The sequence below is a fragment of the Ruegeria sp. YTSA072 genome (assembly GCF_059610285.1).
Map to the genome: position 1 here is coordinate 144,636 of NZ_JBXWNI010000009.1, position 26,360 is coordinate 170,995.

At 56.5% G+C, this 26,360-nt stretch carries 24 protein-coding genes; 8 read left to right on the forward strand and 16 right to left on the reverse strand.

Annotated elements, in window-relative coordinates; genetic code table 11:
* Positions 1-273: 273 nt before the first annotated feature.
* The 5 genes from AC2FIB_RS15795 (at position 274) to AC2FIB_RS15815 (ending at position 6,681) form a co-directional block, all read left to right on the forward strand.
* Complete coding sequence (locus tag AC2FIB_RS15795; RefSeq protein ID WP_496735328.1) at positions 274-1,713, forward strand: alanine/glycine:cation symporter family protein; 1,440 nt, start codon at positions 274-276, stop codon at positions 1,711-1,713.
* Positions 1,691-2,650 (forward strand): glutaminase, encoded by a 960-nt coding sequence (locus tag AC2FIB_RS15800; RefSeq protein WP_496735326.1) that lies wholly within the window; start codon positions 1,691-1,693, stop codon positions 2,648-2,650. The genes AC2FIB_RS15795 and AC2FIB_RS15800 overlap by 23 nt, the downstream gene beginning before the upstream one ends.
* A gap of 255 nt (positions 2,651-2,905) precedes the next feature.
* Positions 2,906-4,573, forward strand: a complete 1,668-nt coding sequence (locus AC2FIB_RS15805) for a sulfatase-like hydrolase/transferase (protein ID WP_496842369.1) — start codon at positions 2,906-2,908, stop codon at positions 4,571-4,573.
* A gap of 62 nt (positions 4,574-4,635) precedes the next feature.
* The gene (locus AC2FIB_RS15810) at positions 4,636-5,880 is read left to right on the forward strand and encodes a DUF3179 domain-containing (seleno)protein (protein WP_496842370.1); all 1,245 of its coding nucleotides are present in this window, start codon (positions 4,636-4,638) and stop codon (positions 5,878-5,880) included.
* 48 nt (positions 5,881-5,928) lie between these two features.
* Positions 5,929-6,681, forward strand: a complete 753-nt coding sequence (locus tag AC2FIB_RS15815; RefSeq protein WP_496842371.1) for an outer membrane protein — start codon at positions 5,929-5,931, stop codon at positions 6,679-6,681.
* A gap of 39 nt (positions 6,682-6,720) precedes the next feature.
* Here AC2FIB_RS15815 and AC2FIB_RS15820 read toward each other — a convergent pair whose 3' ends face one another.
* From AC2FIB_RS15820 to AC2FIB_RS15880, 13 genes are all read right to left on the reverse strand, one after another.
* Positions 6,721-7,446, reverse strand: coding sequence for an MbnP family protein (locus tag AC2FIB_RS15820; RefSeq protein WP_496735318.1), 726 nt, complete (start codon positions 7,444-7,446; stop codon positions 6,721-6,723).
* The gene (locus AC2FIB_RS15825) at positions 7,446-8,567 is read right to left on the reverse strand and encodes a cytochrome-c peroxidase (protein ID WP_496735317.1); all 1,122 of its coding nucleotides are present in this window, start codon (positions 8,565-8,567) and stop codon (positions 7,446-7,448) included. The genes AC2FIB_RS15820 and AC2FIB_RS15825 overlap by 1 nt, the downstream gene beginning before the upstream one ends.
* Positions 8,568-8,582: 15 nt before the next feature.
* The gene (locus AC2FIB_RS15830; protein ID WP_496735315.1) at positions 8,583-9,881 is read right to left on the reverse strand and encodes a hypothetical protein; all 1,299 of its coding nucleotides are present in this window, start codon (positions 9,879-9,881) and stop codon (positions 8,583-8,585) included.
* 162 nt (positions 9,882-10,043) lie between these two features.
* Positions 10,044-10,601 carry a sulfopyruvate decarboxylase subunit beta gene (gene comE, locus AC2FIB_RS15835; RefSeq protein ID WP_496735313.1) on the reverse strand — a complete coding sequence of 186 codons (558 nt, stop codon included), beginning with the start codon at positions 10,599-10,601 and terminating at the stop codon, positions 10,044-10,046.
* On the reverse strand, positions 10,598-11,104 hold the full coding sequence (gene comD / locus AC2FIB_RS15840) for a sulfopyruvate decarboxylase subunit alpha (RefSeq protein ID WP_282152681.1): 507 nt from the start codon (positions 11,102-11,104) through the stop codon (positions 10,598-10,600). Before comD ends, comE begins: the two co-directional genes overlap by 4 nt.
* A gap of 48 nt (positions 11,105-11,152) precedes the next feature.
* Positions 11,153-11,563: a universal stress protein gene (locus tag AC2FIB_RS15845; protein ID WP_496735311.1), complete on the reverse strand. Its 411-nt coding sequence runs from the start codon at positions 11,561-11,563 to the stop codon at positions 11,153-11,155.
* A gap of 23 nt (positions 11,564-11,586) precedes the next feature.
* On the reverse strand, positions 11,587-12,567 hold the full coding sequence (locus AC2FIB_RS15850; RefSeq protein ID WP_496735310.1) for a zinc-dependent alcohol dehydrogenase: 981 nt from the start codon (positions 12,565-12,567) through the stop codon (positions 11,587-11,589).
* On the reverse strand, positions 12,564-13,325 hold the full coding sequence (locus tag AC2FIB_RS15855) for an SDR family NAD(P)-dependent oxidoreductase (protein ID WP_496842374.1): 762 nt from the start codon (positions 13,323-13,325) through the stop codon (positions 12,564-12,566). Before AC2FIB_RS15855 ends, AC2FIB_RS15850 begins: the two co-directional genes overlap by 4 nt.
* Positions 13,318-14,625: a histidinol dehydrogenase gene (gene hisD / locus AC2FIB_RS15860; protein WP_496735306.1), complete on the reverse strand. Its 1,308-nt coding sequence runs from the start codon at positions 14,623-14,625 to the stop codon at positions 13,318-13,320. The genes AC2FIB_RS15855 and hisD overlap by 8 nt, the downstream gene beginning before the upstream one ends.
* 12 nt (positions 14,626-14,637) lie before the next feature.
* Positions 14,638-15,966 (reverse strand): TRAP transporter large permease, encoded by a 1,329-nt coding sequence (locus tag AC2FIB_RS15865; protein ID WP_058275421.1) that lies wholly within the window; start codon positions 15,964-15,966, stop codon positions 14,638-14,640.
* Between the two features lie 11 nt (positions 15,967-15,977).
* On the reverse strand, positions 15,978-16,490 hold the full coding sequence (locus tag AC2FIB_RS15870) for a TRAP transporter small permease (RefSeq protein WP_058275420.1): 513 nt from the start codon (positions 16,488-16,490) through the stop codon (positions 15,978-15,980).
* A 111-nt stretch (positions 16,491-16,601) separates the two neighbouring features.
* Positions 16,602-17,747 carry a TRAP transporter substrate-binding protein gene (locus AC2FIB_RS15875; RefSeq protein WP_058275419.1) on the reverse strand — a complete coding sequence of 382 codons (1,146 nt, stop codon included), beginning with the start codon at positions 17,745-17,747 and terminating at the stop codon, positions 16,602-16,604.
* Between the two features lie 23 nt (positions 17,748-17,770).
* Positions 17,771-17,956, reverse strand: a complete 186-nt coding sequence (locus AC2FIB_RS15880; protein ID WP_058275418.1) for a hypothetical protein — start codon at positions 17,954-17,956, stop codon at positions 17,771-17,773.
* A gap of 139 nt (positions 17,957-18,095) precedes the next feature.
* Between AC2FIB_RS15880 and AC2FIB_RS15885 the strand changes: the two genes are divergently transcribed.
* Positions 18,096-19,121: a LacI family DNA-binding transcriptional regulator gene (locus tag AC2FIB_RS15885; RefSeq protein WP_496735304.1), complete on the forward strand. Its 1,026-nt coding sequence runs from the start codon at positions 18,096-18,098 to the stop codon at positions 19,119-19,121.
* Here the strand turns inward: AC2FIB_RS15885 and AC2FIB_RS15890 are convergent.
* Together AC2FIB_RS15890 and AC2FIB_RS15895 are read right to left on the reverse strand one after the other, a co-directional pair.
* Entirely contained in the window at positions 19,118-20,089 is a 972-nt protein-coding gene (locus AC2FIB_RS15890; RefSeq protein ID WP_496707022.1) for a LysR family transcriptional regulator, read from the reverse strand. The two genes, AC2FIB_RS15885 and AC2FIB_RS15890, sit on opposite strands and share 4 nt — an antisense overlap.
* Positions 20,090-20,166: 77 nt before the next feature.
* A complete protein-coding gene (locus tag AC2FIB_RS15895) occupies positions 20,167-22,602 on the reverse strand; it encodes a GcvT family protein (protein WP_496735303.1) in 2,436 nt (811 codons plus the stop codon).
* A 185-nt stretch (positions 22,603-22,787) separates the two neighbouring features.
* Between AC2FIB_RS15895 and AC2FIB_RS15900 the strand changes: the two genes are divergently transcribed.
* A complete protein-coding gene (locus tag AC2FIB_RS15900; protein ID WP_282118892.1) occupies positions 22,788-24,308 on the forward strand; it encodes a trimethylamine methyltransferase family protein in 1,521 nt (506 codons plus the stop codon).
* Positions 24,309-24,379: 71 nt separating this feature from the next.
* Positions 24,380-25,348, forward strand: coding sequence for an agmatinase (locus tag AC2FIB_RS15905; protein WP_496735301.1), 969 nt, complete (start codon positions 24,380-24,382; stop codon positions 25,346-25,348).
* Here AC2FIB_RS15905 and AC2FIB_RS15910 read toward each other — a convergent pair.
* Positions 25,345-26,319: an arginase family protein gene (locus AC2FIB_RS15910; protein WP_496735299.1), complete on the reverse strand. Its 975-nt coding sequence runs from the start codon at positions 26,317-26,319 to the stop codon at positions 25,345-25,347. The genes AC2FIB_RS15905 and AC2FIB_RS15910 overlap by 4 nt on opposite strands.
* Between the last annotated feature and the right edge of the window lie 41 nt (positions 26,320-26,360).

Consider the following 26,360-nt stretch of genomic DNA (forward strand, 5'->3'; position numbering starts at 1 on the left):
ACTATGGCATTCGGGACGGCCTGCGCCCCGAATGCGCTTTTCGCAGCGCGCTTACAACCTTCGGAACACGCAGGTCAGTCTGTAGTTGAAGCCGCGCAAAAAGACGTCATCCGAATGAATTCTCATCGTTAAATCAATTGTATATCTCGGGACGTTTCGCCGATTTTCGGGTTTGAAGCTTGACTCGACAACCCTCCCTTCGTGCATGATGGACGAATAAGCATCGTATTTTAGCTGCTTTTTCGAACGGTCTAAGTTCTCAGGAGGCGGACGATGGAAGCAATTGTTAACGGCATTAACTCTATTCTTTGGAACTACGTCCTGATCTACGGATTGCTCGGCGTCGGCATATTTTTCACCATTCGTCTGGGTGCGCTGCAGTTTCTACATTTCGGCGAGATGATCCGCGTCCTTACCTCGTCCAAATCCACTGACAAACGCGGAATTACACCGTTTCAGGCACTGACCGTTAGTCTGGCGTCACGCGTTGGCACCGGAAACCTGGCCGGTGTCGCCGTGGCTTTGACCCTGGGTGGCCCCGGCGCAATTTTCTGGATGTGGATCGTAGCCTTGGTCGGGATGGCCACGGCCTATTCCGAAAGCACTCTTGCGCAACTTTACAAGGTCACGTCTTCAAACGGGCGGTTCCGTGGCGGTCCTGCTTTTTACATGGCCAATGCCCTGAACGCGCGCTGGGCCGGCGTGATCTTTTCGATCTGCCTGATCGTCAGTTTCGGCCTGGTTTTTGTCGCCGTCCAATCCAACTCAATCGCTGAGGCGTTCGAAGGCGCGTTCGGGTTGAACAAATTGATTGCTGGTCTGGCGCTGGCGGCTGCCGCTGCTGTGGTCATCTTTGGTGGCATCCGAACCATTGCGCGATTTGCCGAAATCGTCGTGCCGCTCATGGCCGGGCTTTACCTGTTGCTGGCCTGTGTTGTCGTTGTCCTGAACCTGCCACAGGTGCCTGCAATGCTGTGGTCTATCGTTGCAGGAGCCTTTGGCCTTCAGGAAGCCGCAGGCGGCGTCACAGGTGGCGTGATGGCAGCAGCGCTCAATGGTATCAAGCGCGGGTTGTTTTCAAACGAAGCTGGCATGGGCTCGGCCCCCAATATCGCAGCTGTTGCCACACCGGCTCCGCACCACCCGTCGAGCCAGGGTTTGGTTCAGGCGTTTGGTTGTTTCGTGGATACGATACTGGTCGCCACCGCGACCGCATTGCTGATCCTGCTGTCTGGCGCCATCGAACCGGACGGAGCCACCGGTATGCGGTTAACTCAGGATGCGGCAGCGGTCCATCTGGGTGAGATCGGTCGCCATTTTATCGCAATCGCAATCGTGTTTTTTGGCTTTACGTCGATATTGGGCAATTACTCATACGCAGAAAACGCAATGACGTTTCTGAAGCTGGAAGGCAAAGTGCCCATCTACATTTTGCGCCTGGGTTGTCTTGCCATGGTCGTCTGGGGCGCTGTGCAAGCGGTCAGCACAGTGTTCAATTTTGCAGACGCAGCCATGGGTGTAATGGCAACCATCAACCTGGTCGCCATCGTGCTGCTGTCGGGCACGGTGTACAAACTGACCGTGGACTATTTCGCACAGCGCAGACAGAATCTTGAGCCCCGCTTTGTGGCAAGCAAATTCCCTGAATTTGACAAGGGCGTTGATCACTCGGTCTGGACGGAGGAGGCATATGCCGAGACCCAGCGTGATTGAAACCGGTGAATTGCAGGTCATTTTGGATGACATCGCCGATCGCGTTGCCGGCATGTCGGAACGCGGGAAGGTCGCCCAATATATTCCCGAACTTGCCAGCGTTGACCTGAACCAGTTCGGCATCGCTGTCGCACCCATTGACGGCGCGCCTGTTTCGGCCGGAAATGCGGACACGCTGTTTTCCATTCAAAGCATTTCCAAGGTTTTTTCCCTGACAGAGGCCCTGCAACATGTGGGCGCGACCCTTTGGCAGCGGGTAGGCCGAGAGCCTTCAGGCGATCCGTTCAATTCCATCGTCCAGCTCGAACATGAACGCGGAATTCCCAGAAACCCGTTTATTAACCCCGGCGCCATTGTCGTGGCCGACGTTCTGCTTGAAGACCGAAGTTCTGATGAGGCGGTCAACGACGTACTGAATCTGTGCCGAACGCTCGCAGAGGATCAGTCCATTCAAGTGGACAAGGCCGTTGCAGAATCTGAGATGCGGACAGGGTCCAGAAACCGGGCACTTGCGCATTTCATGAAAGCCGAGGGAAACCTAAAAGCGCAGGTCGAGGATGTTCTGTCGCTGTATTTCCGCCAATGCAGCATCGCCATGTCGTGTCTTCAGTTGGCGGTTGCGGGCCGTTATCTGGCCGCCGCTGGGCAGAACCCGGCAGATGGTTCAACCGTTCTGTCCGCTCAGCGCGCGCGGAGAGTAACCGCACTGATGATGATGTGCGGATCTTATGACGCCTCGGGCGAGTTTGCATTCCGCGTCGGACTTCCTGCCAAAAGCGGTGTCGGCGGTGGCATCCTGTGTATTGTTCCAGGCATCGCAGCCGTCACAGCCTGGAGCCCGGGACTGGACGCAAAAGGCAACTCTCATCTGGCAAGCATTGCATTTCAGGAGCTGGTCCGCGCAACCGGATGGTCGGTGTTCGGGCCAAGTGTTTGACAAACAGAAACACGCCGTTCACCCACGCCGCTGCGCTCGTACATTTCGCGTGGTTTTGCGCAACCTTCCGGGGTTCCTCCCGTCAACCGCAAAGACACGTGGCATACGGCCGGCGTATGACGGACTTTCCCAAGAAATCGAGAGGTAGCCTCCACCCGGCTTTTGCAGCGTAGCGTTTCAACAGCAAATATAATAATGTTTCAATATGACAAACAGCCTGCGCTGTGGAGTCGGCATTCTGAAGGGGAGATTAGAATGAAATTGCAGTGTGTTTTTGTGTTGTCGATGGGCTTTGCCGCCTTATCAGCTGAAGCGCAGGAAAACCCAATTCAACACGATGCGGAATTCTATATCCTTCAAGCACAGCTTGGATCGCAATGGGCCCAGGACGACGAGGCCGTTAACGAAGCACTGGCTGCGTTTCGGGAAAGCAATGGGGGAACCCCCCCGAACATCATCAGTGTCTTGATCGATGATATGGGCTTTGGCGACATGGGAATTCCCGAGCTTAACGCCGTTCGGGGATATGAGACTCCGAACATCAATGATTTCTCAGATCAGGCACTGCGGATGGTGCGGATGTACACCGAGCCTTCGTGTACGCCGACCCGCGTGGCGCAAATGACCGGGCGTTTGCCTGTGCGAATGGGCATGGGCGATACGACCGTGGATATCGCTGGCTTTGGTTTGCCCAGCGATGAGGTGACGCTGGCTGAGGTGTTGAAACAGGCGGGCTATGCTACCAGTCATGTCGGCAAATGGCACATGGGCGATATCGCTGAAAGCTGGGCGATGAATCAGGGTTTTGATTATGCCCAGCACGCCATCCATCAGCAAGGTCAGTTGACCATCTTCAACGACGACGCGATCAAGGAGCAGGTCTCGGTCGCGATCAAGGACTATGACGACAAATACACGCTGGACGGTTGGTTCAGACCGGACTCTGCCGCGATGATGACAGTTATCGAGGGGGAAGCCGGCGGTCCGATCCGCGAAATCCGCATGGAAACCGGTGAGCGCTGGAACGCAGCGAAATACGACGAGATGAACCAGGCGTTTCAGGACAAGACGCTGGAAGAACTGGACCGTCTTGCAGGCGGTGAAGACCCGTTTTTCCTGCAATACTGGCCGATGATCCCGCTGGACAACACCCGCGCCGGACGGTCGGGGCCAGAGAGCGTGAACGGCGGTCTGTATGTGGATAAAATGCAGTTGCTCGATCAGTGGCTGGGCGACTTGTTCGCGCGACTGGAAGAGCTGGGCCTGACGGAAAACACTGTGGTTGTGGTCATGGGCGACAATGGCCATTTCACCAAATACGCGCCGCAATCCGGATTCACCCCGCTGATCTATTCTGGCGGCAAGGGTGACACGACTGAGGGCGGAATCCGTGTCGATGCTTTCATCCGCTGGCCCGGCATGATTGAGGCGGACGGATTGCTCAACAGCATCATCCATGTCTCGGACCTCTATACGACATTGTCGCGCTTTGCCGGGGCAGATCAGTACATTCCGCGGGATAGACTGGTGGATGGAGTGGACCAGTCTGCCGCCCTACTGTTTGCCGACGAATCCAAGGCCCGTCGCGATCACGTCATCGTCTATTCGGTGAACAAGCCCGAGGCGGTCGTGAAAGACCAGCTAAAGCTGAAACTGCCGGGACCGGGGGAAAGCGCTATTCTGGCAAAATTCTTTGATCTCTACCGGGACACGCGTGAAGAATACTCGGTCTCGACAGAGGTTGGTGCCTGGGGCGGGCAGGAATTCGCACGCATCCTTGGCCGCCACATGGCCCGCAAAGAGAAATTCCCCGACACCGCACCCGCCTATGGCGTACCTTACGAGGGGATCGAGAATATTCGTCCGGAAACCCAACTCGCCGTCGACGCGTTTCTCATAAAACGCGCGTCACCGCAGCAATAATTCCTGACCGCCCGCGGTTTTCCTGCAGGCGGTCTATTGGAACCCAAAATCAGGATAAACATATGGCAGGAAACATCATTTTCGCTCTGGGTTTGGTCGTTTCACTGGGAATCGGGTTCGTCTATTTCCGCGATCTTGGCGACATTTCGCAAATGGTGCTCAAGGTTAAACGCAAAAACATGATCCGGTTTATCCGGCACGAGTACCGCCTGATTGCTGTAGGTTTGGGCGGATTTGCCGTCGCTACGCTTGCGCATTTCATTCTGGGCGGCGGCCCGTTCTGGCTGTGGCTGGTCGCGACGCTATTGGTTCTTGTTCTGTATGGATTTCCCTATGTGTGGGTCCATCTGGGGCTGAGGAACCAACTCAACACTGCGGCCTTCTTTCCTATTGCCGAGGCGCAAAAATTCATCGGCCCAACCGCGCCGGTCATCGTTATTGAAAACAATGGTCACGCCCGCGCGCATCCCGATGCGCAAATCATGCGACCCCATTTGGCCGGCAATGCTGACGGGCTGGGTGGCGAAGATATCGTCATGACCTTTTGCGCGATGGCCAACCTTGGGCAGGGCTATGCCCCCCGTATCGAAGGCAACCGGCTGGATCTTGAAGTGCTGGCCCAACATGGCAACAACCTGATCCTGCGGGACAACGAAACCGGGGAACCCATCCAGCAGATCTATGGGTTTCGCGAGACGGATCGCGATACTGGCGCGGATGGACCTGCCTGCCCTGTGCGCCCTGACGCAAAAATGCAGCCCTGGCCCACTTATCGGATGACGTTCCGCGGATTTCAAAAAGCGTTTCCCGATGGCGAGGTGTATCTGAACACGCCCTCGCCGAACCCGTTTTTGCGGCTGCTGGATATGGTGACGGAAATTACGTTTGGCTGGGGGATCTCGCGCCAGCATCAGGAAGATGCGCCCGTCATGGACAATATGGACCGATCGGACGACCGGTTGCCGAACAAGACCTATGTCTGGGGGATCACGATCGGCAATGATGCCGCCTGCTGGACCGATGACTTCGTGGTCGAAAATGATTGGATCATTAACGCAAATGTCGGTGGGCGTGACGTGGTTGTCAGTCTGGATCCAAAGTACGAAAGCCTTGGCGTTTGGTACAATGACAAAGGCCAGCCCATCACCCGCTGCGATTTCTGGGGGATGTCGGATCAGGGAAAACTGCAACGCGTCGAGACCCTGCGTGCCGGTGTATTCTGGCATGTCTGGTCCGAGTTCTTTCCGGAAACGGATATCAACCGTGTCGGTGCGCGCGTTCAACAGTCTGGCGAAGCCGCTGAATGAGTGAGCAATCAGATCAGATTGCCAAATTGGAACAAACGGAGGATCAAAATGGTCTTTAAGAGGGCAATAACAACCGCTGCGTGGGCCGTGGCGACCTGGATTCCAATGACAACTGCCGCTGTGGCGCAGCAGTCCGATTGGTCCTATGAGGCAACAATATACCTGTTCATGCCTGAAACGGAGGTTACGCAGGAAACAGCCCGCGGCACCGTTGATGGAACGCTGAGTTTCTCTGACGCGCTAAAAAATCTCGATCTGGCGTTCATGGGCGTCTTTGGTGCGTCGAACGGGCGCTGGTCACTATTGGCCGACTACAACTATGTGGACGTCTCTTTCAGCAATGACACGCCCGGTCCGGCAAGTTCTGGTCTTGAAACCTCTCTCACAACGCAATTTTTCAGCGGCTATGTAGGCTACCGGGCTTATAATACAGATACGTCCTACGTGGACCTGGTCGGCGGCTTCCGTTGGTTTCGCACACAAACCGATTTCACCGTTCTTCCGGGAACAGCCCCCGGCCGGTCCGTCAACGTTGATGAAAGCTGGACAGACCCGGTCATCGGCGTTCGAGCCCGCGTCGCTTTCAACGACAGGTGGTCTGGCACTGGCTTTTTTGATTACGGCGGCTTCAGCAGCGACAGCAAAACATGGCAGGTCTTGCTGACTGCGGATTATGAAATCAACGACAGGTGGGTGATCCGCGGCGGTTACCGCTATATCTCTTTCGATCACGAGATTGACGGCAACGATTTCACGTTCGAACAGTCTGGCCCCATGATTGGTGCGACTTATCGATTCTGAGAGGCTCTTTTAGCCCTTCAAACCTTACCCGGTCTAAAGTCACTTAAACGACGGGGTGATCATGACCGCGTAATTGTCGGCCAGCATGGCGGCGTCTTCGCGGTTGAATTTGACTGATGAGAGCTTACGCAGGTCGACTTGCGTGGGCCCGTCAAATAGCTTTGCAACATCGACGTTCATGTGCAGGTCCACATCGCCCTCAACAGCGTTATCCGGTGGCAACTGGATATAGACCTCGCGCGCGTTTTCCGAAAACCCAACGTGATAGACCAACGGCGAGACCTCTGCGCCAATCCGCAGCGTTCCTTCCATCACGACGAATTTATAGCCGACCTCCCAATTCCATGCCATTTGACTGTTGGGATCAAGATCCCCGCGCGCTTGGATCGAGCCATTGGCTTCTGGGTCTACGCCGATCATGAAACGGATGTGCTCAATGCTGCTCAGGGGAATGTCGTTCAGCCTGATCGAATGGGTTGTTTCCGGATTGTCGAACCGGAGCAGATGATAGCTGTCAGGCTCAGCAAACAGTGCCCCACCTTGCGAGAGCGTCAGGTTGCTGAGGTAGAGCCGAAAGTCACGAACCCTGAACGTGCCGGACCCGCCGGGGTTTTCGTACACGAACTCATCAAATACCAACGGATCGTCACCCATCTTCGCGTGAAAGGTCAAAGTGATCGACGTAGTGCGCTGAGGACCAAGAGCAAAGATCAGCGCTCCGCCAATGGCCAACAGTATCGCAAGCCCCGTCATCCAAATACGCATCAGCCGTCTCCTTCGAAAGGATTGGAAAACTGTGTGTTTGTCAGAAAACCCTCATCCGTCAGCGTGTGCAGGAACGCGATGATGGACTGCACCTCACCGTGCGTCATCCGCAGGCCCACAGTGTCTTGCCCGGCCTCTGGCGCATTGTCGGCTTCAAGGATCAAAGGGCTGAGCGTATCGCTGATGACAATCCCGTCATTGTAGTGATCCATGACCTCTTCCAATGTCTCGAACCGACCATCATGCATGTAGGGCGCGGTTACTGCGATGTTGCGCAGTGTCGGCACTTTGAAGAAGCCTTTGTGCGCCGGATTGCCGGTCACGGCCATCAGGCCATCCGGCAGGTCTTCATCGGAATCCAGCCCATTGTTAGAAAACCCATCCAATGCGTCCCGAAACCCGGAAGTCAAAAACTGGCTGTGGCAGTCGATGCAGTTCCCACCACGTAACGAAACCTTGGTGTCCGGATGCGCCATGAATAGTTTGCGACCATGTTCTTCCTGCGCGGTCAAACGCACTTCGCCACGCAGAAACCTGTCGTATTTTGAATTCGACGAAATCAGCATTCGCATGAAGGTCGACAATGCCCGGGCCACGTTTTCAGCGCTGACTTCCCCGTATGCCTTGTGGAACATCCGTCGATAATCGCGGGATGCTTGCAGTTCGGTGATCAGCGCATCCAAGTCCTGGTCCATCTCGTCCGGGTGTTGAATCGGCATCAACGCCTGCGCTTCCAACGACGTTGCGCGACCGTCCCAGAAGAACCGCTCTTGCCCCCAAAGAAGGTTGGTCAAACTCATGGAGCTGAACTCCAGCTCTCCGCCAGACAATGCGGGCGACTTTGCCAGACCATCAGTGAAGGCAAGGGCCTGCATATGGCATGTCGCGCACGAGACCTGATTGTTGCCGGACAGGATGGGGTCGTAGAACAGGTGCCGCCCAAGGGCAAAGGCCTCTTCCGTCAGCGGGTTGTCCGGCGGCACAGCAAAGCGTCCGAAAACAAAAGGCGCCGAGAAGCCAGCAATCGGCGTCGCCGTTGGCCCGCGTGCGCGGTCCCAGAAGACCCACGCCGTCGCCGCGATCACCACGGCGACGGCCGCTGTCAAAAACACCCGAAGCATAACGCCCCCAGAGCATTAATGGTGGTGCACAAAACCCGAACCAAACAGCCCTTCAACGTTGTCCACGCCTTTGTTGTAGCGCTCCTTGAAATTGACCTCGGCGATACGTTCACCCGTCTCAAGATCATGGATCGTGATCGTGTGTGCGTTCAGGTCGGCAATAAAATCCACATCCGTTGGGTCGTCATCAGCCGCGTTGCCCAGATTGAGCAGGTTATTTTGAACGGCGATCAGGTCTCGGCCCGAAGCGGACGTGAAAAAGATCATGTGATGTGCACCCGGATCGGCAACGATGTCCGGCCCGCTGGACACAAGCTCGGGCAGTGCGGCCAATTCATAGCGCTTCACGACACCCGGCAATCCATGAGAGATGAACAGCTCATCTTCAGTGCCATAGAACTCCAGCGGAACAGCGGTTTCATTGGCCACGCCACTATATATGACTTCGGCTTCACCAAAGGTTTTGGAACCGGCGTCATAGGGGATTTTCCAGGTCTCGAACCCGAACATCGTATTGGCCAGAATGGCCGGTTCAATGTCAGCATGCATGTCAGGTCGTGCGAACAGCACCTCGACAGGTGAAGACGGAAAATCCAACGGCTTTTCGTTTTCCACCACGATGTTTTGGATGGGTTCAAGCGTGTTGAGGTCTATGATCGTCAACACATTCCCCACCCCAGTCGTCATATCGGGATGTATCGTCGAAGTGACCACCATGCGGTCGTCAAACGCAGATATCCCGTGTGGGTACATGATATATGGCTCACCCTCGCCGACTTGGCTTTGGCGTGCTTCGATAATTTTGATCACCTCGTTGGTCTGAGTGTCGAAAACACCGACCGAGCCGCCATCATCGCCTCCAGTGCCACCCATGAAGGTCACGAACATATACTCCTGCCCCTTCGACGTGGCCCACATGATGTCCTCGCCAACGATCTGCCCTTGGGTATCCAGACAGGTAAAGCCCTCAATCACCGGCGTTCCGCTGGAATCGCGGGACAGTCCAATTTCAGCCAGACTGCAGGACGGGTCCAACCCGGTCGAATAGAGACGCCCATTCGGGCTGTAGTAGAGGTGATGCAATGGATGCTGAATATCGGGCTGCTCAACTTCACTCAGTAGCTCTCCGAACTGGTCGGATTCCGGATCCAGCTCGACAATCGCGATGCTGTGATTTGTATCCAACGTCGGCAAACCGCGCAGCAGAACCATGCCCTGACTTTCCTCGCGGGTCTGAGACTGCGCCGGCGTTAGGCCAACCATCAACAGCCCCGCACCGAAAAGTACGCTTTGCGCAAGCAATTTGAATTTCATAATTTCCCCCCTTGCGATGAAACTTCTAAAAATGTTTTTGAAATTCACTTTACGTAGCGTCATATCACATTCAGGAAACTGCATCAAATTGGGGTGCAATCGACCAAAGAAACGCCGCCCCGAACGGGACGGCGTAAGCTGAATACCTGCAGGTCGACTTCTTTATGACGCTTGGACGGCCTTCATAAAGCGGTCGCGGATCACAACTGGGTCCATCGTGATTACCGGCATCTTGGCATTGCCGCTTTCGCACTTGCTGACGATGATTGTCATTTGGCCGCTGTCGAGCGCTGCCTGCAATGCGGCTCCAGTGTCTTCAGCCTGGCACTCGACCACATTCTCGCAGCCACATGCCTGCGCCACGGCTGCCAGCGACGTCTTCTTACCTGCATAAGTCGGCTGATCCCCGGTCGACCCATAAGATCCGTTATCGACGATCAGCAGAATGTAGTTGTCAGCCACGTTATTGGCGATGGTCGGCAAGGTTCCGAGGTTGGTCAGGATAGACCCGTCGCCATCGATTACGATGACCGGCTTTGGTTGCGACAAGGCCAGACCCAGACCAATACTTGAGGCCAGACCCATAGTGCCCAGCATGTAGAAATTGGTAGGTTGGTCGTCGATTGCATGCATCTCCTGACTGGGGATGCCGATGTTGCAGACAACCAATTGATCCCGCAGGATTGGTGCAATTTCTTTCAGGATTTCAGAACGGATCATTGGTCGCCATAGCCTCCCCAGAAATTGGCGTCGGTCAGGATCGCAACCGGCTTGTTGCACATAAAGGTGTATTTCAGGATCGCATCCAGCTCCTCGACATCCGATTGATGATGGAAGTGGTAGGTCGGGATGTTCATCTGTGCCAGAAGCGCCTTGGTATGCACTGCCATTTCGACTTGGCAGGCGACGGGTTCGCGCAGCTCTCCACGATATGAGATCAGCATGGGCAAAGGCATCCGGTAATACTGGATCAGCGTCGCCAACGTGTTGATGGTTACGCCGATGGCGGTGTTCTGCATGATGATCGCTGGGCGTTTACCGCCCATCCAGGCACCGGCACACAGGCCCATGCCTTCATCCTCTTTGTTCGACGGAATGTGAAAGATGTCTTCACGCGCGTCGATTTCGTCGATGACGCCGGCCAATTGCTTGCACGGAACCGTGGTGACGAATGAGATGTCGTTGGCCACCAGATCGTCGGTGATCTTTTTGTCTATGTTCATGTCCGATATGTTAGTCCTGTATGGGGCGCAGTTAGCGCGATTGACGGGTTACAGCCCGCGGTGCACGTGCACGGCGCAAGGCGCATGACGGACGACACGCGAGGCGGTCGATCCCAGAAAATAATCGCTGACACCCGGTTCATGCGAACCGATGACGATGCATTCAAATTTGTTTTGTGTCGCAAAGTCGATCACCGTGCGGGCCGTGTGACCTTTGACAATCTCGGCCTGAACGCCCTCAAGCCCCGAAACTTTTTCCCGCAACAAGGTGCGTGCCGCGCGAAAGCCTTCGGCGACGACATCCTTGTCGAGATAGGCACTGACAGAGCCCTGAGGCATCTCGTAGACATGCAGGGCCACAATCTCGGCCCCTTCAGCCGATAAGGCCTTGGCAATTTCCAAAGTGTGCGGTGAAATCCCATGATCCAACGCCATAGGGACGAGAATTTTTTTGTACATGAATACCTCCGTTTCTGCCTGGACTAGATCCAGGGTGCGAGGATGATTTTGGGTGCGGCCACGGCACCTTTCCGCAAATCGCGAAAGGCGTCGGCAGCATCGGACAAGGTCCGTTCCTCTATCCAGTCCAACGAACCCAAACGGCCATCGAATATCGCCTGCGCGGTCTTTCGGAAATCATCGGCAGTATAAGTATAGGTGCCGATAAACGTGATCTCCTGCAAGGTCATACGACGTATATCCAAACCGCCCGTATCCTCACCCAACCCAACATGCACGATAACGCCGCCCGGATGAACGTGATGGGACGCCGCTGCGCGGGTTACAGAATACCCTACCGCGTCAACAACCAATGAGAACGTATCATCCGTGGCTTCGACCACATTAAAAGAACCCAAACTTTGCAGATAGGCGCGCCGCACGTCATTCGGCTCAACGATGACAACATCATCGAAGTCAGCTGCCGCCAGTGCCAAAGCTGCGGCCACACCAATCGCGCCGCCGCCTATCACCAACGCATCACGCGCCATTCCCTGATGCAGCGCCTCAAGCCCCAACCGAACCGCGTGCCAGCTAACGGCCAATGGCTCTGCCAGGGCGGCCTGCTGAAAGGATACGTGGTCCGGCACCTCAACCAGATTTGCATCCGGCATTGCAATATATTGAGCAAAAGCCCCTTCACGCGGTGGCATCGAGATGATCTGCCGGCTGGGACACAGGTTTTCCCGCCCTGCCTCACACGCCGGGCAGACACCGCAGTTGACCAAAGGATTGATCGTGACGCGCGTACCGTCGCGTGGACCTCCAACAATCGTCCCTGCGGCCTCGTGGCCCAGAATAAGTGGTGCAGGTCGGCGCGCGTCGTGACCCAAATAGGCGTGCATATCCGAGCCGCAAATCCCGACAGCCTCGACCCGGATCAATTGCTCACCTATGTCGGGCGCAGCATCTGGTACGTCCTCATAGGTCAAATGCTCAACACCCTGATAAACAAGCGCTTTCATTTCGCTGTAAACCCTCCGTCGACCATCAAAACTTGCCCTGTGACGTAGTTGGACGCCGGTGAGCACAAGAACAGGATCGGCCCATCGATATCCTCCATCTGCCCGTTTCGGTTCATGCAGGTTTGCGCCGCGTTACGGGTTGCCCGGTCGAGGTCATTGAACACAGCCTGCGTCAGTTCGGTCGGGAAAAACCCCGGCCCGATGGCATTTGCATTGATGCCGTCAGCGGACCAAGCCTCGGCCATGGCCCGCGTCAGTTGCCCGACCCCGGCCTTGCTGGCCCCATAAGCAATACCGCCCGGAAAAGCACGCGTGGTCTGAAGCGAGGCGAAATTCACGATCCGCCCCCACCCCCGAGCTTTCATCGCAGGAACCATTGCCTGGCTTAGGAAGAACGGCGCGCTCAGGTTCAGCTCAAGCGTCTTGTCCCAGCCTTCGGTGGTCACGTCATCTGCCACTTCGCGCGTGTTGATACCCGCCGCATGCACGATGATGTCCGGCGCGCCAAAACTGGCTGCGACTTCCTCGGCGAGCGATGCCACGCGCGACCGATCGGCCACGTCGGCAACAACTGTGGCCACGTTGTCGCCCCCTTCAGCTTGCAATTCTGCCAATGCTTCCGGTCGACGGGCGACGCCGACGACGCACGCACCCGCTGAGGCCAACACAAGCGCTGCACGACGCCCAAGGCCCGAGCTTGCGCCGGTCACGCAAGCGACACGCCCGGTCAGATCGAACAACGCGCGCGGATCATTCATCGGCGGTCAGGTTGAACTGTTCGTCAGGGAAATATTTGGCAAGGCGCACGTCTGCAGCCCGCGCATGCCCTTCCATGCCTTCCAGCCGGGAAATACGAGCGGTCGCCTCGGCAATGGATTTCGAGCCTTCGCGTGTAGCGCGCTGCCATGTGACGATCTTCATGTACTTGTGAACGCTCAAACCGCCGGTATAGCTGGCCGCGCCGGATGTCGGCAGAACGTGGTTCGTTCCGGTCGCCTTGTCACCGTAGGACACTGTGGTTTCTTCACCCAGGAACAGCGATCCATAGCAGGTCAACCGACCCAGCCACCAATCCAGGTCCTCGGCCTGAACGGTCAGGTGTTCGGGCGCATAATCGTCCGAACAGGCCGCCATTTCTTCACGATCTGAACAGACGATAACTTCGGCATAATCGCGCCACGCAGCAAAGGCGTTTTCCCGGTTGAGTTCAGGCAGATCCTCGATCAGTGCTGGCACCAACTCCATGACTTTTTGCGCTAGGTCCCGGTCATCCGTCACCAACCAAACCGGAGAATTGTACCCGTGTTCCGCTTGGCTCACCAAATCGGTGGCCACCACATGCGCATCTGCAGACCCGTCCGCAAGGATCAGGCTGTCCGTCGGCCCGGCGATCATGTCAATGCCAACCTTGCCATATAGAATACGTTTAGCCTCGGCCACAAACTGATTGCCTGGGCCCACCAGAATATTGGCACGCGGCAGGCCAAACAAACCATAGGTCATCGCGGCCACGCCCTGCACGCCGCCCATGGCCAGAATGCTGTCTGCACCGCAGATATGCGCTGCATAGACAATCGCAGGTGCCACGCCTTCGCCTGGACGCGGAGGCGAACAGGCTGTGATGTGACGGCACCCGGCAACCTTGGCCGTAGTGACAGTCATGATCGCGCTGGCAATATGGCTATAGCGCCCGCCGGGCACATAGCAGCCAGCCGCGTCCACAGGGATGGCCTTTTGGCCGGCGATAAAGCCCGGGACAATTTCCATCTCAACGTCAGACACCGTGGATTTCTGCGTTTCAGCAAACCGGCGAACGTTGTCGTGAGCAAACCGAATATCCGCCTTGAGCCTTTCGGGAACAAGCGCGCAGGCGGCCTCGATCTCATCGGCGGTCATCAACACGTTGCCGTCAAACTTGTCGAACTTGACCGCATATTCCAGCGCTTTGGCATCCCCGCCAGCCTCAATGTCGGCAAGGATTGTCTTCACTGTATCATGCACTTCCGTGGCATGAGATTGAGCCGTCAGGGTCGCCTTTTTCAGATAGTCGCGAGGCATATTCAGTAGGTCCTATTGGTAGATTTCAGGAAGCAAAGTGGTCGAAACCGCCGGAACGTAAGCAATCAGAAGAACTACGATCAGCATTGTTAATACGAATGGAATAGCACGGGCCGCAATCTTCAGAATGGACTCACCCGTAATGCCAGATACGACGAACAGGTTCAGGCCAAGCGGCGGCGTGATAAACCCGACACCCAGCGCGGTAATCATCATGATGCAGAACTGAATTTCGTTCATTCCGATGTTATCGGCCAACGGTTTAAGGATCGGGGCGAGTATCACGATGTTGGGGGTCGTTTCCATAACGCAGCCCGCAGCAATCAGGATACCGATCATCAGCAGGATCAGCAGGTACGGATCGTCGGTCAGCGAAGTGATCGAGGCGACGAACCCCTGAGGCACGCCCATGATCGCCAGCGCTTCGGCCAAGGGGGCCGAAAAGGCAATGATCGGCAGGATCACCCCGTTCACCTTGGCTGAGCTGACCAACATCGACGGAAAGTCGGCCAGTGTCAGGGTGCGCATGATGAAACCCATGATGATGGTGACAACCACGGCAGTAGCGCCCGCCTCGGTTGGGGTCAGGCGACCCGAGAAGATGCCATAGAAGATAATCCCGGGCACAATAAAGGCGTACCAGCCGGATTTCAGGGCCTTGCCCAAATTGGCCAGCCACTCGCCCATCGTCATCAAGCCGCCACCCTCATAGGCGTACAGACGGTTCATGATGATGTTGGTGATCAGGATCGAAACCAGAATGGCCAGACCGGGAATCAGAGCAGCCAGGAATAGGGTCGACGCGGAAATCCCCAGCACCAGACCGATGATGATGTAGGCAATCGACGGTGGGATCAGGATGCCGGTACAGGCCCCGGCCGCGACCAAGGCGCAGGCGTAGGGGCGCGGATATCCACTTTCGACCAGCCGGTTGATGGTCATGCGACCGACAGCGGCCGCGCCAGCGGCATCCGACCCCGAAATGGCGGCGAACATGCCGCAAACCAGAACGGTGGCCGAGCCAAACCCGCCTTTGGCGAAGCAAGTCAGCGCCTCAGCCACATCCAGGAATTTACGTGACAAACCGGTACGGACCAGCACGTCACCTGTCAGGATAAACAGCGGCACGGCGGTCAGGGCAAAGGCGTCGATCCCGGTAAACAAGCTCTCGCCCACCAGGCTCAGCGGTAGATCGCCCGACATGACCAACATCACGATGGCAGCAGAACCAATCGCCGCCCAAACCGGAACAGCCATGGCGATCAGAACAACGAATAGGATGACGGGCAGGTAAAAATCCCAGCCCAATTCTACGGTTTGATTGAGCGTATTCCAGAGCATCTCAAATCCCCTCAGTCAAACAACTTGTCACCTTCGAAGACGGGCGTGCCGTCGCGAAGGGATTTGATGTCACGCATAAACGATTGGATCAGGCGCCAGATCATCAGCGCAAAACCGGTCGGCACCGCCATCAGGAACCAGACTTTGGACACCCGGAGGCCATCAGTCACTGACCCGAACTTGGCTGAGACGTGAACCGCCTCATATGACCAATAAAGCGCGATCACAGCGACGGCGAACATTACAAGATCGCCAAAGATGTAAAGCAACGCCTTGGGACGCGGCCCGAGGTAGTGCATCACTACATCAATGCGGATATGGGCCCGCTCTTTGACCGCCGCCGCAGCACCGATCCAGGCCAGATAGATGAAGGAATACCGGACGATTTCTTCTCCCCAGATCGAGGAATAAGCGAAGATTTCGCGCCGCAGAACCTCGATGGCCATGGTGATGACCAGCATCACGTAGAACACCAGCAGCAGCCAGCGCTCGGCGTTGCGATCAATATTTCGGAGTAAGGTCATCGTGTTCCCTCGGCGACAGAACAGTCAGGCGCGGCCTTCTGTTTCGGGCCCTTTCAGGCCTGACTGCTGTTGAGTGATTGCGGACGTCTAAAAGACGCCCGCCGGTTTAGGTCATGCGTCGTGGACGTAGTACTTGCCCTGCGTCCCGGCCGCCTCGACCAGTTTCTCAAAGGCGTCCATCGACCCGGCCAGCTCTGTCTTGAACGGATCCCAATCGGCGTTTTGGTAGCCGCCAACGCTTTCCCACTCAGCCAGTTGATCCGCGTTGAGCGAGTGGAATTCCACACCGGCCTTGTTCAGCTCGGCCATAGCAAAGGCACGGGCCGAGGGAACTTTGGAAAGGTTCTGATGGCTGGTCATTTCCGAACCCCACATGATGCCTTCCTGAACGTCCGGCGGCATCGAATTGAACCATTCGAGGTTACACGAATAAACCTGACTGTCCGGAACGGCCTGCGTAAAGGTCACGTGGCTGAGGATGTCCTTGAAGCCAAACACATACAGCGCTCCGACCGACGGATCGAGCGCATCCGCAACACCCTGTTTGATCGCCGATGGGGTCTCACCCCAGGCAACAGGTGTCGGGTTCGCGCCGACCATGCGGTAGTACTGCTGCAGCATTTTCGAGCCGGGCACGCGGAACTTCACGCCGCTCATGTCACCCGGCGTGATGATGGCATTACCACCCTGACGCACGGCAACGACGCGCGGGTCGATCACTACATAGAACAGTGCCTTGAACCCGGCTGCCTCGACTTTCGGGTGTACTTCGTTCTGCCATGTGTCGGAATGCACAAGGTTGGTGAACCGCTGGTTCGAGCCGCACAGATAGGGCATGTTGATAAGGTCAACGGTCGACGCGAACGGCGCGAAGTTGGACAGCGAATGCTGCGCCGCCTGAATCGTCCCGCCCTGCACCTTCTGCACCAAGGCACCACCGGCACCCAGTTGACCACCAGGCGCAAGCTTGACGTACACTTTGCCGTTTGTTGCGTTCTGGATGTTTTCTTTCAGGTCAAGCTGCATGATCGGATAGCTGCGCGAAGCGCCCAACACATATGCGGTTGCGACCGTCATGACATGATCGGCGGCCTTTTCACGCTCGCTTTCTTCTTTGGCTGTCTGCGCCACAGCTTCGGACGACCACAGGACGCCACCGGCACCTGCAACCAGCGCAGCAGTGAATGAACCACTTGCGCTGAGCTTCAGGAAATTACGACGTTCGACGGACGCCAGTTCATTTCTATCGTTTTTCATTTAGTGCCCTCCCAAGCAAAAAATCAGCCATCGCTTTTTGCGTCGCGAGCGGCTTCCTTTTTTAGAATTGCGACAACGAACAGGATCGACGCCGCGAACAGAACCAACATCTCTCCGACATCACCAAGAAAGGCGCTGTTTGCAAAAGCCCCCAACGCCACGTTCGCAAAATAGACGGCAAACACGAGTGCGGACGCAGCAAGAAACATCTCTTGGACTCCCTTTTCAGATTCGGCCCAACGTCATTTGTAAGCGCTTACATTCAAAATGCAAGCGCTTACATAATTGCTTCCCTCTCACCGCAGTTGAGTTTAGAGTTATCAGCAAAAGCAAATTGCGAGTTTGGAAATGGCGAAATCCCGGTCGGCGCCGACACTGGATGATGTGGCAAAAATGGCAGGTGTTTCGACGGCCACTGTGTCGCGCTGCCTCAACAGTCCGGACCGGGTGGTCAAAGCGACCCGTGAACGCGTGCAGTCCGCAGTTGATGCGCTAGGGTACACGCCAAACTTTGCAGCCCGCGTAATGGCCGCCAAGCGGTCGTTCACCATCGGCGCGATCATTCCAACCATGGAAAACGCGATTTTTGCGCGGGGCCTTCAGGCCTTTCAGGAGGAACTGCACCAGCGCGGCTATACGCTTTTGGTTTCAAGTTCGGCCTACAAACCGGAAATCGAAGAAGAGCAAATCCGGACCTTGATTGCGCGTGGGGCCGACGGGTTGCTGCTAATCGGGCATGACCGCGATCCCGAGATCTATGACTTTCTGGACCAGCGGAATATTCCCGCTTTGGTCGCCTGGTCTTATCTGCCAGACTCCAAACTGCCTTCAGTAGGCTTTGACAATCGCGCGGCGATGTTCGACCTCGCCAGTCACGTTATTGGGTTGGGGCACACTCGGATCGGCGTGATCTCGGCTCGCGTTGACGGAAATGACCGCGCCCGTCTCAGGGTTCAGGGCATCCGAGAAGCAGTCGCTGATCGTGGGCTTCAGGCCAACAATCTGACCGTTATCGAAACGTCGTATGAAATCGAAAACGGCGCCAAAGCCTTTAGCGACCTGATGAACGCCGCCACGCCGCCGACAGCAATCCTGTGTGGTAATGACGTGTTAGCCGTTGGTGCTTTGCGACAGGCGCAAAAGATGGGGCTCGATGTACCCGGCGATGTTTCGATCACGGGCTTCGATGATATCGAACTGGCCCGGATCGTCTCCCCGGCTCTGACCACAGTGCATGTCCCCCACCGTGAAATGGGGCATAAAGCAGCCCTACAATTGATTGAGATGGTCGAAAACCAAACCGCAGGGACTGGCGAACAACTGGCGACGAGAATTGTAAATCGACCGTCGCTTGGTAAGCCTGCGCCGGGCTAAGCCGCCTCCCCCTCCATCGTGCGGAAGTCATTTTTTAGCCAAGGATGCTTGGCGCACATTGGGCGAGTGAAATGTTGCCGGATCAGTTTCACCATAACTTTCTGGATCAGTTCCGAGGTCGTCACGGGATACACTTCGGTCGTGAACAGCGACACGGTTCGCACGAAATTTCTACCGGGAAACGGCATGGCTTTGACACTGTTATGGAACCGCTGGGTCCGATGAAAACAGGCGGCCGTCGTGATCGCCCAACCGCTACCCTGGGCCACCAAACCGATGATCGACTGGTTGCATTCCAGTTCGAACCTGTTCGGTAGGCTAAACTTGCTGCGTGCCAATTGAATCTCGATCTGCTTCCCGATCACATAGTCCCGCGAATACCGTAATAGGGGTAAGTCCGCGTCCGGGTGAAACAACTCTTCTGGCGACCCTTCAAAACTGTTGGGCAGCACGACAAGAAACGGGTCCCGCATCAACGGGTACTCAATCAATCCTTCGGTTCGCCCAGGCGGTCGAGTGGCAACGCCCACATCCAGTTTGTGTTCCTGTAGCTTGGAGAGGATTTCGTGGCTGGGACGCGTATAGTGACGAAAATTGCAACGCGGCAATGCCTGCGCCAGAAACCGGACCATATCAGGCGCGATCTGGTTGTCGAAATCGTCAATAAGCGCCAATCGCAGGTCGGTCGCATGTTGCCAATTGCCCGTTCGGATTTCGGCCTCGCCGCGTTTCAGAACAGTCAAACCGTCGCGGACATATCGCGCAAAGACTTCGCCCGCGGGCGTCAGGCCCATGGGTCTGCGCCCATGATCGACCAGCTCGATACCAAGCGTGTTTTCCAAGCTGCGCAGGTGGTTCGAGACCGTGCTGATCGACAAACCCGTTTCGGACGCGACCTGTTGGATCGATCCGGATTTGGCGATCAATTGGAAGATTTCCAACCATCTCAGGCTCAGCGATTTGGACATGGGTGCCAATCATTGTTTCGATTTGCTCGAAACTAGCCAAGCAAAGATTTACTCTTGCGGCAATGCCAAAGTTCCAGTTACGCCTTCATCCGGTCAAAGCCCGGGTCATATGGGCACGACGGAATGACCGTTACGCGCACACCCTGACCGCAACTGTCCAAATCCATTTCACATCCGATATCCGCGTAGGCGGGATCGACAAATGCATGCGCCAGATTCAACCCGGTGCGATGTCCCCAATCACCCGATGTGACGGTTCCAACCACCTTATCCCCCTGCATCAATGACGCTCCAGGATGTGCAGGACCGAAGGTCGAGGAAACCTGGAGCACGACAAGCTTCTTGCGAAGCTTCTCCGATTGCCGATTTAACAAAGCGTTCCGCCCGACAAAATCTCCCTTATTCATTCGGACGAACCTGTCCAATCCTGTTTCATAGGGATCGAACTCGGTGATCAGGTCTGCTTTCCAATGAAGAAAGCTCTTCTCCATCCGCATCGATTCAACCGCCCGTGCCCCGAACACCTTCAACTCGTGCGCCTCACCTGCTTGCCGTAACGCCAGATAGGCCGCGTAGAGCGAGGCGTTGGGCACGTGGATTTCATAGGCCAATTCACCCGAAAAGCTGAGGTTCATGACCGTAGCCGGAGCGATGCCAACGAAGCACTCGCGCACATTGAGCCACGGGAAAGCCTCAGCCGACCAATCCCCTCGGGCGCAGGCCGACAAGACGTTTCGCGCCTTCGGGCCAGCGAGCACCAATATGGTTTGGTCATTTGTCGAACTGCGCAGATGAACGTCTTCATCGCGTCGCATGTGCTGGCGTAGCCAATCCATGTCATGAAATTCGCTTGCTGCGGCTGAGCCATACCAGACGCGCGCCTCCCCCCTATCGCTGGCCGATAGATTGGCGATCGTAGCCTCGGCTTTGATCATACCATGATGGTTCAGCAGGTACCCTAGCCCAACACACCCCTCGCGCCGGGTCACAAGCCCGCAGAACATCCGGTCCAGAAAAGCATGCCGGTCATTTCCAGTGATTTCGATCCGATTGAACCCGTTCACCTCGGCCAGTCCAACACCCGATTGCACATTCCGAACCTCAGTGGCGATCACGTCAAATGTTTCGTCAAAACCGAAACTATGCGTCGGCGTAAACTCCGGCGAGGGTTTGATATAATCCACCCTCTCCCACCCGTTGACCACGGTGAACTCGGCCCCTTCCGCCGCCAGCACCGGCGTCAGAGGTGTGGTCTTGGCGGGACGCCCTGCAGGGCGATGTTCATGCGGAAAATGGAACCGGAATTCGTTTTGATAATCTTCGATGGCCTTGAGCGCGGTCAATTCGACATTTGCATGACCAGTGAACCGCCGGGGGTCGAGGCACCACGTATCGTAACAAGCCTCGCCATGCACGATCTGCTGGGCCAGCAACCACCCATGCCCGCCACCTTCACCCAGCCCTGCGCGCAGACCGATGATACAAAAAGCGTTGCGTTTGCCTGGGATTGGCCCCACCAGCGGAGCCCCGTCGATCGTATAAGTAATTGGCCCATTGACCACCGTGTGAATACCAACCTCCATCAGCGCTGGCATCCGTGCGAATGCACCCTCCAACACGTCCGTCACGCGATCCAGATCGTCGGGACAAAGGGCGTTCACAAAGTTCGGATCAATCCCGTCCATACCCCAGGTTTTGCAGTCCTGTTCGTAAAACCCGAGCAACAGGCCGTTTTTTTCCTGCCGGCAATAATAGTCGCTGATCGGACAACGCAGCAGCGGCATCCGGTGACCCGCGTCGCGTATCGCTTGTATCTCTTCGGTCAGGAAGTACTGGTGCTCCATCGACGAAACAGGATGATGAACGCCCATCATGGCACCGACTTCGTTGACGCGATATCCGCAGGCGTTGACCACGATGTCGCAATCGATGTCACCATGCTCGGTCTGCACAGTCCAGGTGTCGTCGGCGTGCTGCACCAGACCAGTCACGGGTGTATTCCGATAAACCTCTGCCCCTGCCTTGCGCGCCCGGCGCGCCAATGCCTGACACAACTGAGCGGGGTCAATATCGCCGTCCAGCGGGTCCCACAGCCCGCCGATCAGGTTGTCGGTTGAAATCAGAGGGTGGCGGCGGGCGCATTCGTCCGCGTCAATCACCTCGAAGTGCACATCCATACCCCGCGCCATGGATGCAAAGTGGTGATAGCCCTGCATCTGGCCTTCGGTGTTGGCGAGGCGTATCCCCCCATCCCCGTGGTGGTAGTTGATCGGATAATCCGGATCGTCGGCTAACTCCTTGTACAATTGGATTGAGTGCGTTTTCAGGCCCACCATCGTCTGGTTCATGCCAAAGTTCGTCACCTGCGCGGCCGAATGCCATGTCGTGCCCGAGGTCAATTCGTTCCGTTCGACCAGCACCACGTCGGTCCACCCCTCTTGCGTCAAATGATAGAGGGTCGAACATCCGGCGATGCCGCCACCTATCACAACGACTTTGGTACGCGACTTCATTGGCTTTGCTCCGTAAGATTTCGTCCAAGTTTTGCGGAAGAAAAGGCTTAGGCGACAACTGCGCAAATGCGGGTGCAGGAAAATCGAAACTGCGATTTCGGATTCTGAAAACGGCAATTCGCCTTTGATGCCGGGATGTTCCGCCCCTTACGGTGCAGGAAAGTGATAAAAAGGAATTGGACCGGATGTCATCAGAGGGTTCTAAACGCAGCGGCCGAAAAGCGCGGCATGCCCAGCGAGCAGCCAAACCGGTCGTAGACCCCTGCCCACCCGGCCAGAAGGGCGGCGCTTATAAACCTCTGAGCCAACGCGAGATCGAACAGATATACGATACAGCACTGCAGCTGTTGGAACGTTTGGGCATGGGAAACGTGCCAGACAAATTAGCGGCAGACCTCAAAGCCGCAGGTGCGCAGGCGGGTCAGCAAGACCGGTTGCTGTTCCCGCGTGAAATGGTTCAGCGCGCAATCGATACAGCCCCCAAAAGTTTCGTGCTCCATGGCCGGGACGAAAACCGCTCGATCGAGGTTGGCGGCGACCGCGTGTATTTCGGCACGGGTGGCGCCGCCGTTCAAACGCTGGACATCGATAGCGGCCTTTATCGCCCCTCTACCTTGGCGGATTTGCACGACTTCACCCGATTGCAGGACACGCTGGCCAATGTCAGCTGGTTCACCCGATGCTGCGTGGCCACAGACGTACCTGATGTATTCGATCTGGACGTCAACACCGCCTATGCGCTGGTGCGCAATACGACCAAACCAGTGGCAACATCGTTTACTCTGGCCGAACATGTCGGCCCCATTGTCGAGTTGCTGGATATCGTCGCCGGAGGGCCGGGTGAATTCGCCAAACGCCCCTTCCTGAAAGCTCATATCAGCCCAGTGATTTCGCCACTGCGGTATGGGGAGGATGCGGTTGATGTCGTCTATGAATGCGTCGCCCACAACATTCCCATGTCGTGCATCACGGCCGCGCAGGCCGGTGCCACGGCCCCGGCGACTTTGGCCGGGTTTTTGGCGCAATCGCTGGCCGAGACATTGGCCAGCCTTGTCATGGTCTACGCGATCAGACCCGGATTTCCGATGGTGTTTTCCAATTGGCCTTTCATCGTAGACCTCAGGACCGGGTCTTTTGCCGGCGGCAGCGGAGAGACGGCTGTTCTGAATGCCGCCTCAGCGCAGATCACGAACTGGTTAGGTCTGCCCTCGGGCGTAGCCGCGTCCATGACCGACGCAAAGGCCATCGACGCACAATATGGCCTTGAAAAAGGCATGACCTCGCTTGCGGCGGCCTTGGCCGGGGGCAACCTGATCTATGAAAGCTCAGGCATGACCGCATCGCTATTGGGCGCTAGTTTCGAGGGTTTTGTTCTGGATAACGAAATGCACTCACACACTTATCGGGCGCTGCGCGGGATTGAGGTGAGCGAGGAAAACCTGGGTTTTGACGCCATCTGCCATTCTGTTCTGGGTGACGGGCATTTTTTGGGAAGTGAACAAACCTATGCGGCGATGGAGCGGGATTACTTTTACCCCGAACTCGCCGATCGACAGGAGCCCCGCACGTGGCAAAACGATGGTGCGAAAGACGCATGGTCATCTGCCCGACATCACGCAAAAGAGGTTCTGGCCAGTCATCACCCACAATACCTGAGCGCCGAACTGGATGCCGAAATCCGGAAACGTTTCCGCATTCTGATATAAAAGCCACAGAGCATTCCCAACACTTCATTGGGCCGCTAGGGTCCAATGGGAATTGCGCGAAGGATAAGGCCATGACCGATTCATTTTTTCAGCCGGTATCGGCGATGGAGCTGGCCCGGTTTGCCGGCATCCCCTCGTTCATGCGTTTGCCCAGCCTGGACCTGGATCACGAACGGATTTTGGATGTTCAGGTCGGTCTCATCGGCATCCCGTGGGATGGCGGCACTACCAATCGCCCTGGCGCGCGGCATGGTCCGCGACAATTGCGGGACTATTCCACGATGATCCGCGCGATGAACCCAGTCACAGGCGTCGCGCCGTTCTCAATGGTCAATTGCGCCGATCTTGGCGACGTTGCGCCCAATCCGGTTGATATCGAAGATACTCTGAACCGAGTTACGGATTTCTACTCAACCCTACAGGCAAAAGGCATTGTTCCGCTCACCGCTGGCGGGGACCACCTGACCACCCTGCCCGTTTTGCGCGCGCTTGCAGCCGCAGGCCCCGTCGGCCTGATCCAGTTCGACAGCCACACGGACCTGTTCGACAGCTATTTTGGCGGCCATAAGTTCACCCACGGCACTCCGTTTCGGCGCGCGGTAGAAGAAGGACTGGTCGACCCCAAACGCTTTGTTCAGGTTGGCATCCGGGGCACCGCCTACAACACCGAAGACATCGAATGGGGCGAGGCACAGGGTATTCGCATCATCCGTATCGAGGAACTATTTGATCGGGGCATCGACGACGTGATGGCCGAGGTGCGCGGTATCGTTGGGCAAGCACCAACCTATTGCACCTATGACATTGATTTTGTTGACCCAACCTACGCCCCTGGCACCGGAACGCCCGAGATCGGGGGACCAAACAGTTTTCAGGCGCAGCAGGTCATCCGCCGGATGTCTGGTGTGAACCTGATTGGCGCTGATCTGGTCGAAGTATCGCCCCCATTCGATCCGAATGGAGGCACCGCGTGGCTGGGCATTTCGCTGATGTTCGAACTGCTCTGCGTTTTGGCGCAGGCCTTGGACGCACGGCGCTAGCTGGCGTTTTCGGCGATCATCGAGATCATTTCGAACATCACCGCAGCTGCCGTTAGCGCGGTGATGTTGTTCGGGCTGTCCTTGGTTGGCATCATGCAAACGACGTCCCCGCCCACAATGTTCAACCCGCGCGCGGCACGCAGAATGCCGACAGCCTCGTCAATATCGAAACCCTTCTCGCCCGGTTCCAGATTGGACACGGCAGGCGCGACAGTTGGATCAAGGCAATCCAGATCGAACGTGATATAGACCGGGCGGTCGCCCAGAATTTCTTTGGTCTGAGCCACGACGTCTTCCAACCCTCGTTGACGGAATTCACGCATGGTGACGATGTTGTAGCCATAGTCGTAGGACGGCTGCAGCCAGTCCAAGCTTCGCGGATGGCCCCTAAGTCCGATTTGCATGGATCGCGTGGGGTCGACCTGCCCCTGATCCGCCAGATACGCGCCCCAATGGGCCGCTGATTTCTTCGCCCCCAGGAAATGATCGACCTTGGTGAAGACGTCCGTATGCGCATCCAAATGCAGAAAGCTGACAGGCTCTCCACCAGCCAGTTTACCGCGACCCAGCGCTTGCACGATCCCGCCAGTGATGGAGTGGTCGCCGCCAATCGACACCGGGCGCGCACCGGCTGCATCGATGTCTTTGTAAAAAGCCGTAATCCGTTCGATGCAGTCTTCGTTATCGTTTGCCCGCGGAAATGGAACGTCGCCTACATCTGCAATCTTCGCACAATTCCACGGATCAATTTCAAACACCGAATGTACCCGCCGCTGTACGGCCGAGACATGCCGCAAAGCACGCGGGCCCAAATGCTGATCCCGCTCGGTTGTGCCGTTGCCTGCCGAATGCGGCACTCCGACCAAAGCGATGTCCTGCCCTTCGGGACCTTGATTGGGGCACCGAAATAGGGTCGGTATCCCCCACCAATATAGATTGTCCATCATAGACTGTTCGTAAAGGTCGGTCATCTGCGTCTCCGGTGAAAGAAAAACACCCCCGATGTGAACCG

What these genes read in the sequence shown, in the direction of transcription:
- AC2FIB_RS15900 (WP_282118892.1), top strand. Translation starts at nt 22,788, where the DNA reads ATGTCATCAGAGGGTTCTAAACGCAGCGGCCGAAAAGCGCGGCATGCC.
- AC2FIB_RS15870 (WP_058275420.1), bottom strand. Translation starts at nt 16,490, where the DNA reads ATGACCTTACTCCGAAATATTGATCGCAACGCCGAGCGCTGGCTGCTG.
- AC2FIB_RS15875 (WP_058275419.1), bottom strand. Translation starts at nt 17,747, where the DNA reads ATGAAAAACGATAGAAATGAACTGGCGTCCGTCGAACGTCGTAATTTC.
- AC2FIB_RS15820 (WP_496735318.1), bottom strand. Translation starts at nt 7,446, where the DNA reads ATGCGTATTTGGATGACGGGGCTTGCGATACTGTTGGCCATTGGCGGA.
- AC2FIB_RS15800 (WP_496735326.1), top strand. Translation starts at nt 1,691, where the DNA reads ATGCCGAGACCCAGCGTGATTGAAACCGGTGAATTGCAGGTCATTTTG.
- AC2FIB_RS15795 (WP_496735328.1), top strand. Translation starts at nt 274, where the DNA reads ATGGAAGCAATTGTTAACGGCATTAACTCTATTCTTTGGAACTACGTC.
- AC2FIB_RS15895 (WP_496735303.1), bottom strand. Translation starts at nt 22,602, where the DNA reads ATGAAGTCGCGTACCAAAGTCGTTGTGATAGGTGGCGGCATCGCCGGA.
- AC2FIB_RS15885 (WP_496735304.1), top strand. Translation starts at nt 18,096, where the DNA reads ATGGCGAAATCCCGGTCGGCGCCGACACTGGATGATGTGGCAAAAATG.
- AC2FIB_RS15910 (WP_496735299.1), bottom strand. Translation starts at nt 26,319, where the DNA reads ATGACCGACCTTTACGAACAGTCTATGATGGACAATCTATATTGGTGG.
- AC2FIB_RS15830 (WP_496735315.1), bottom strand. Translation starts at nt 9,881, where the DNA reads ATGAAATTCAAATTGCTTGCGCAAAGCGTACTTTTCGGTGCGGGGCTG.
- AC2FIB_RS15880 (WP_058275418.1), bottom strand. Translation starts at nt 17,956, where the DNA reads ATGTTTCTTGCTGCGTCCGCACTCGTGTTTGCCGTCTATTTTGCGAAC.
- AC2FIB_RS15845 (WP_496735311.1), bottom strand. Translation starts at nt 11,563, where the DNA reads ATGTACAAAAAAATTCTCGTCCCTATGGCGTTGGATCATGGGATTTCA.
- AC2FIB_RS15825 (WP_496735317.1), bottom strand. Translation starts at nt 8,567, where the DNA reads ATGCTTCGGGTGTTTTTGACAGCGGCCGTCGCCGTGGTGATCGCGGCG.
- AC2FIB_RS15890 (WP_496707022.1), bottom strand. Translation starts at nt 20,089, where the DNA reads ATGTCCAAATCGCTGAGCCTGAGATGGTTGGAAATCTTCCAATTGATC.
- AC2FIB_RS15905 (WP_496735301.1), top strand. Translation starts at nt 24,380, where the DNA reads ATGACCGATTCATTTTTTCAGCCGGTATCGGCGATGGAGCTGGCCCGG.
- AC2FIB_RS15855 (WP_496842374.1), bottom strand. Translation starts at nt 13,325, where the DNA reads ATGAATGATCCGCGCGCGTTGTTCGATCTGACCGGGCGTGTCGCTTGC.
- AC2FIB_RS15805 (WP_496842369.1), top strand. Translation starts at nt 2,906, where the DNA reads ATGAAATTGCAGTGTGTTTTTGTGTTGTCGATGGGCTTTGCCGCCTTA.
- AC2FIB_RS15815 (WP_496842371.1), top strand. Translation starts at nt 5,929, where the DNA reads ATGGTCTTTAAGAGGGCAATAACAACCGCTGCGTGGGCCGTGGCGACC.
- AC2FIB_RS15865 (WP_058275421.1), bottom strand. Translation starts at nt 15,966, where the DNA reads ATGCTCTGGAATACGCTCAATCAAACCGTAGAATTGGGCTGGGATTTT.
- AC2FIB_RS15850 (WP_496735310.1), bottom strand. Translation starts at nt 12,567, where the DNA reads ATGAAAGCGCTTGTTTATCAGGGTGTTGAGCATTTGACCTATGAGGAC.
- comD (WP_282152681.1), bottom strand. Translation starts at nt 11,104, where the DNA reads ATGAACATAGACAAAAAGATCACCGACGATCTGGTGGCCAACGACATC.
- AC2FIB_RS15810 (WP_496842370.1), top strand. Translation starts at nt 4,636, where the DNA reads ATGGCAGGAAACATCATTTTCGCTCTGGGTTTGGTCGTTTCACTGGGA.
- hisD (WP_496735306.1), bottom strand. Translation starts at nt 14,625, where the DNA reads ATGCCTCGCGACTATCTGAAAAAGGCGACCCTGACGGCTCAATCTCAT.
- comE (WP_496735313.1), bottom strand. Translation starts at nt 10,601, where the DNA reads ATGATCCGTTCTGAAATCCTGAAAGAAATTGCACCAATCCTGCGGGAT.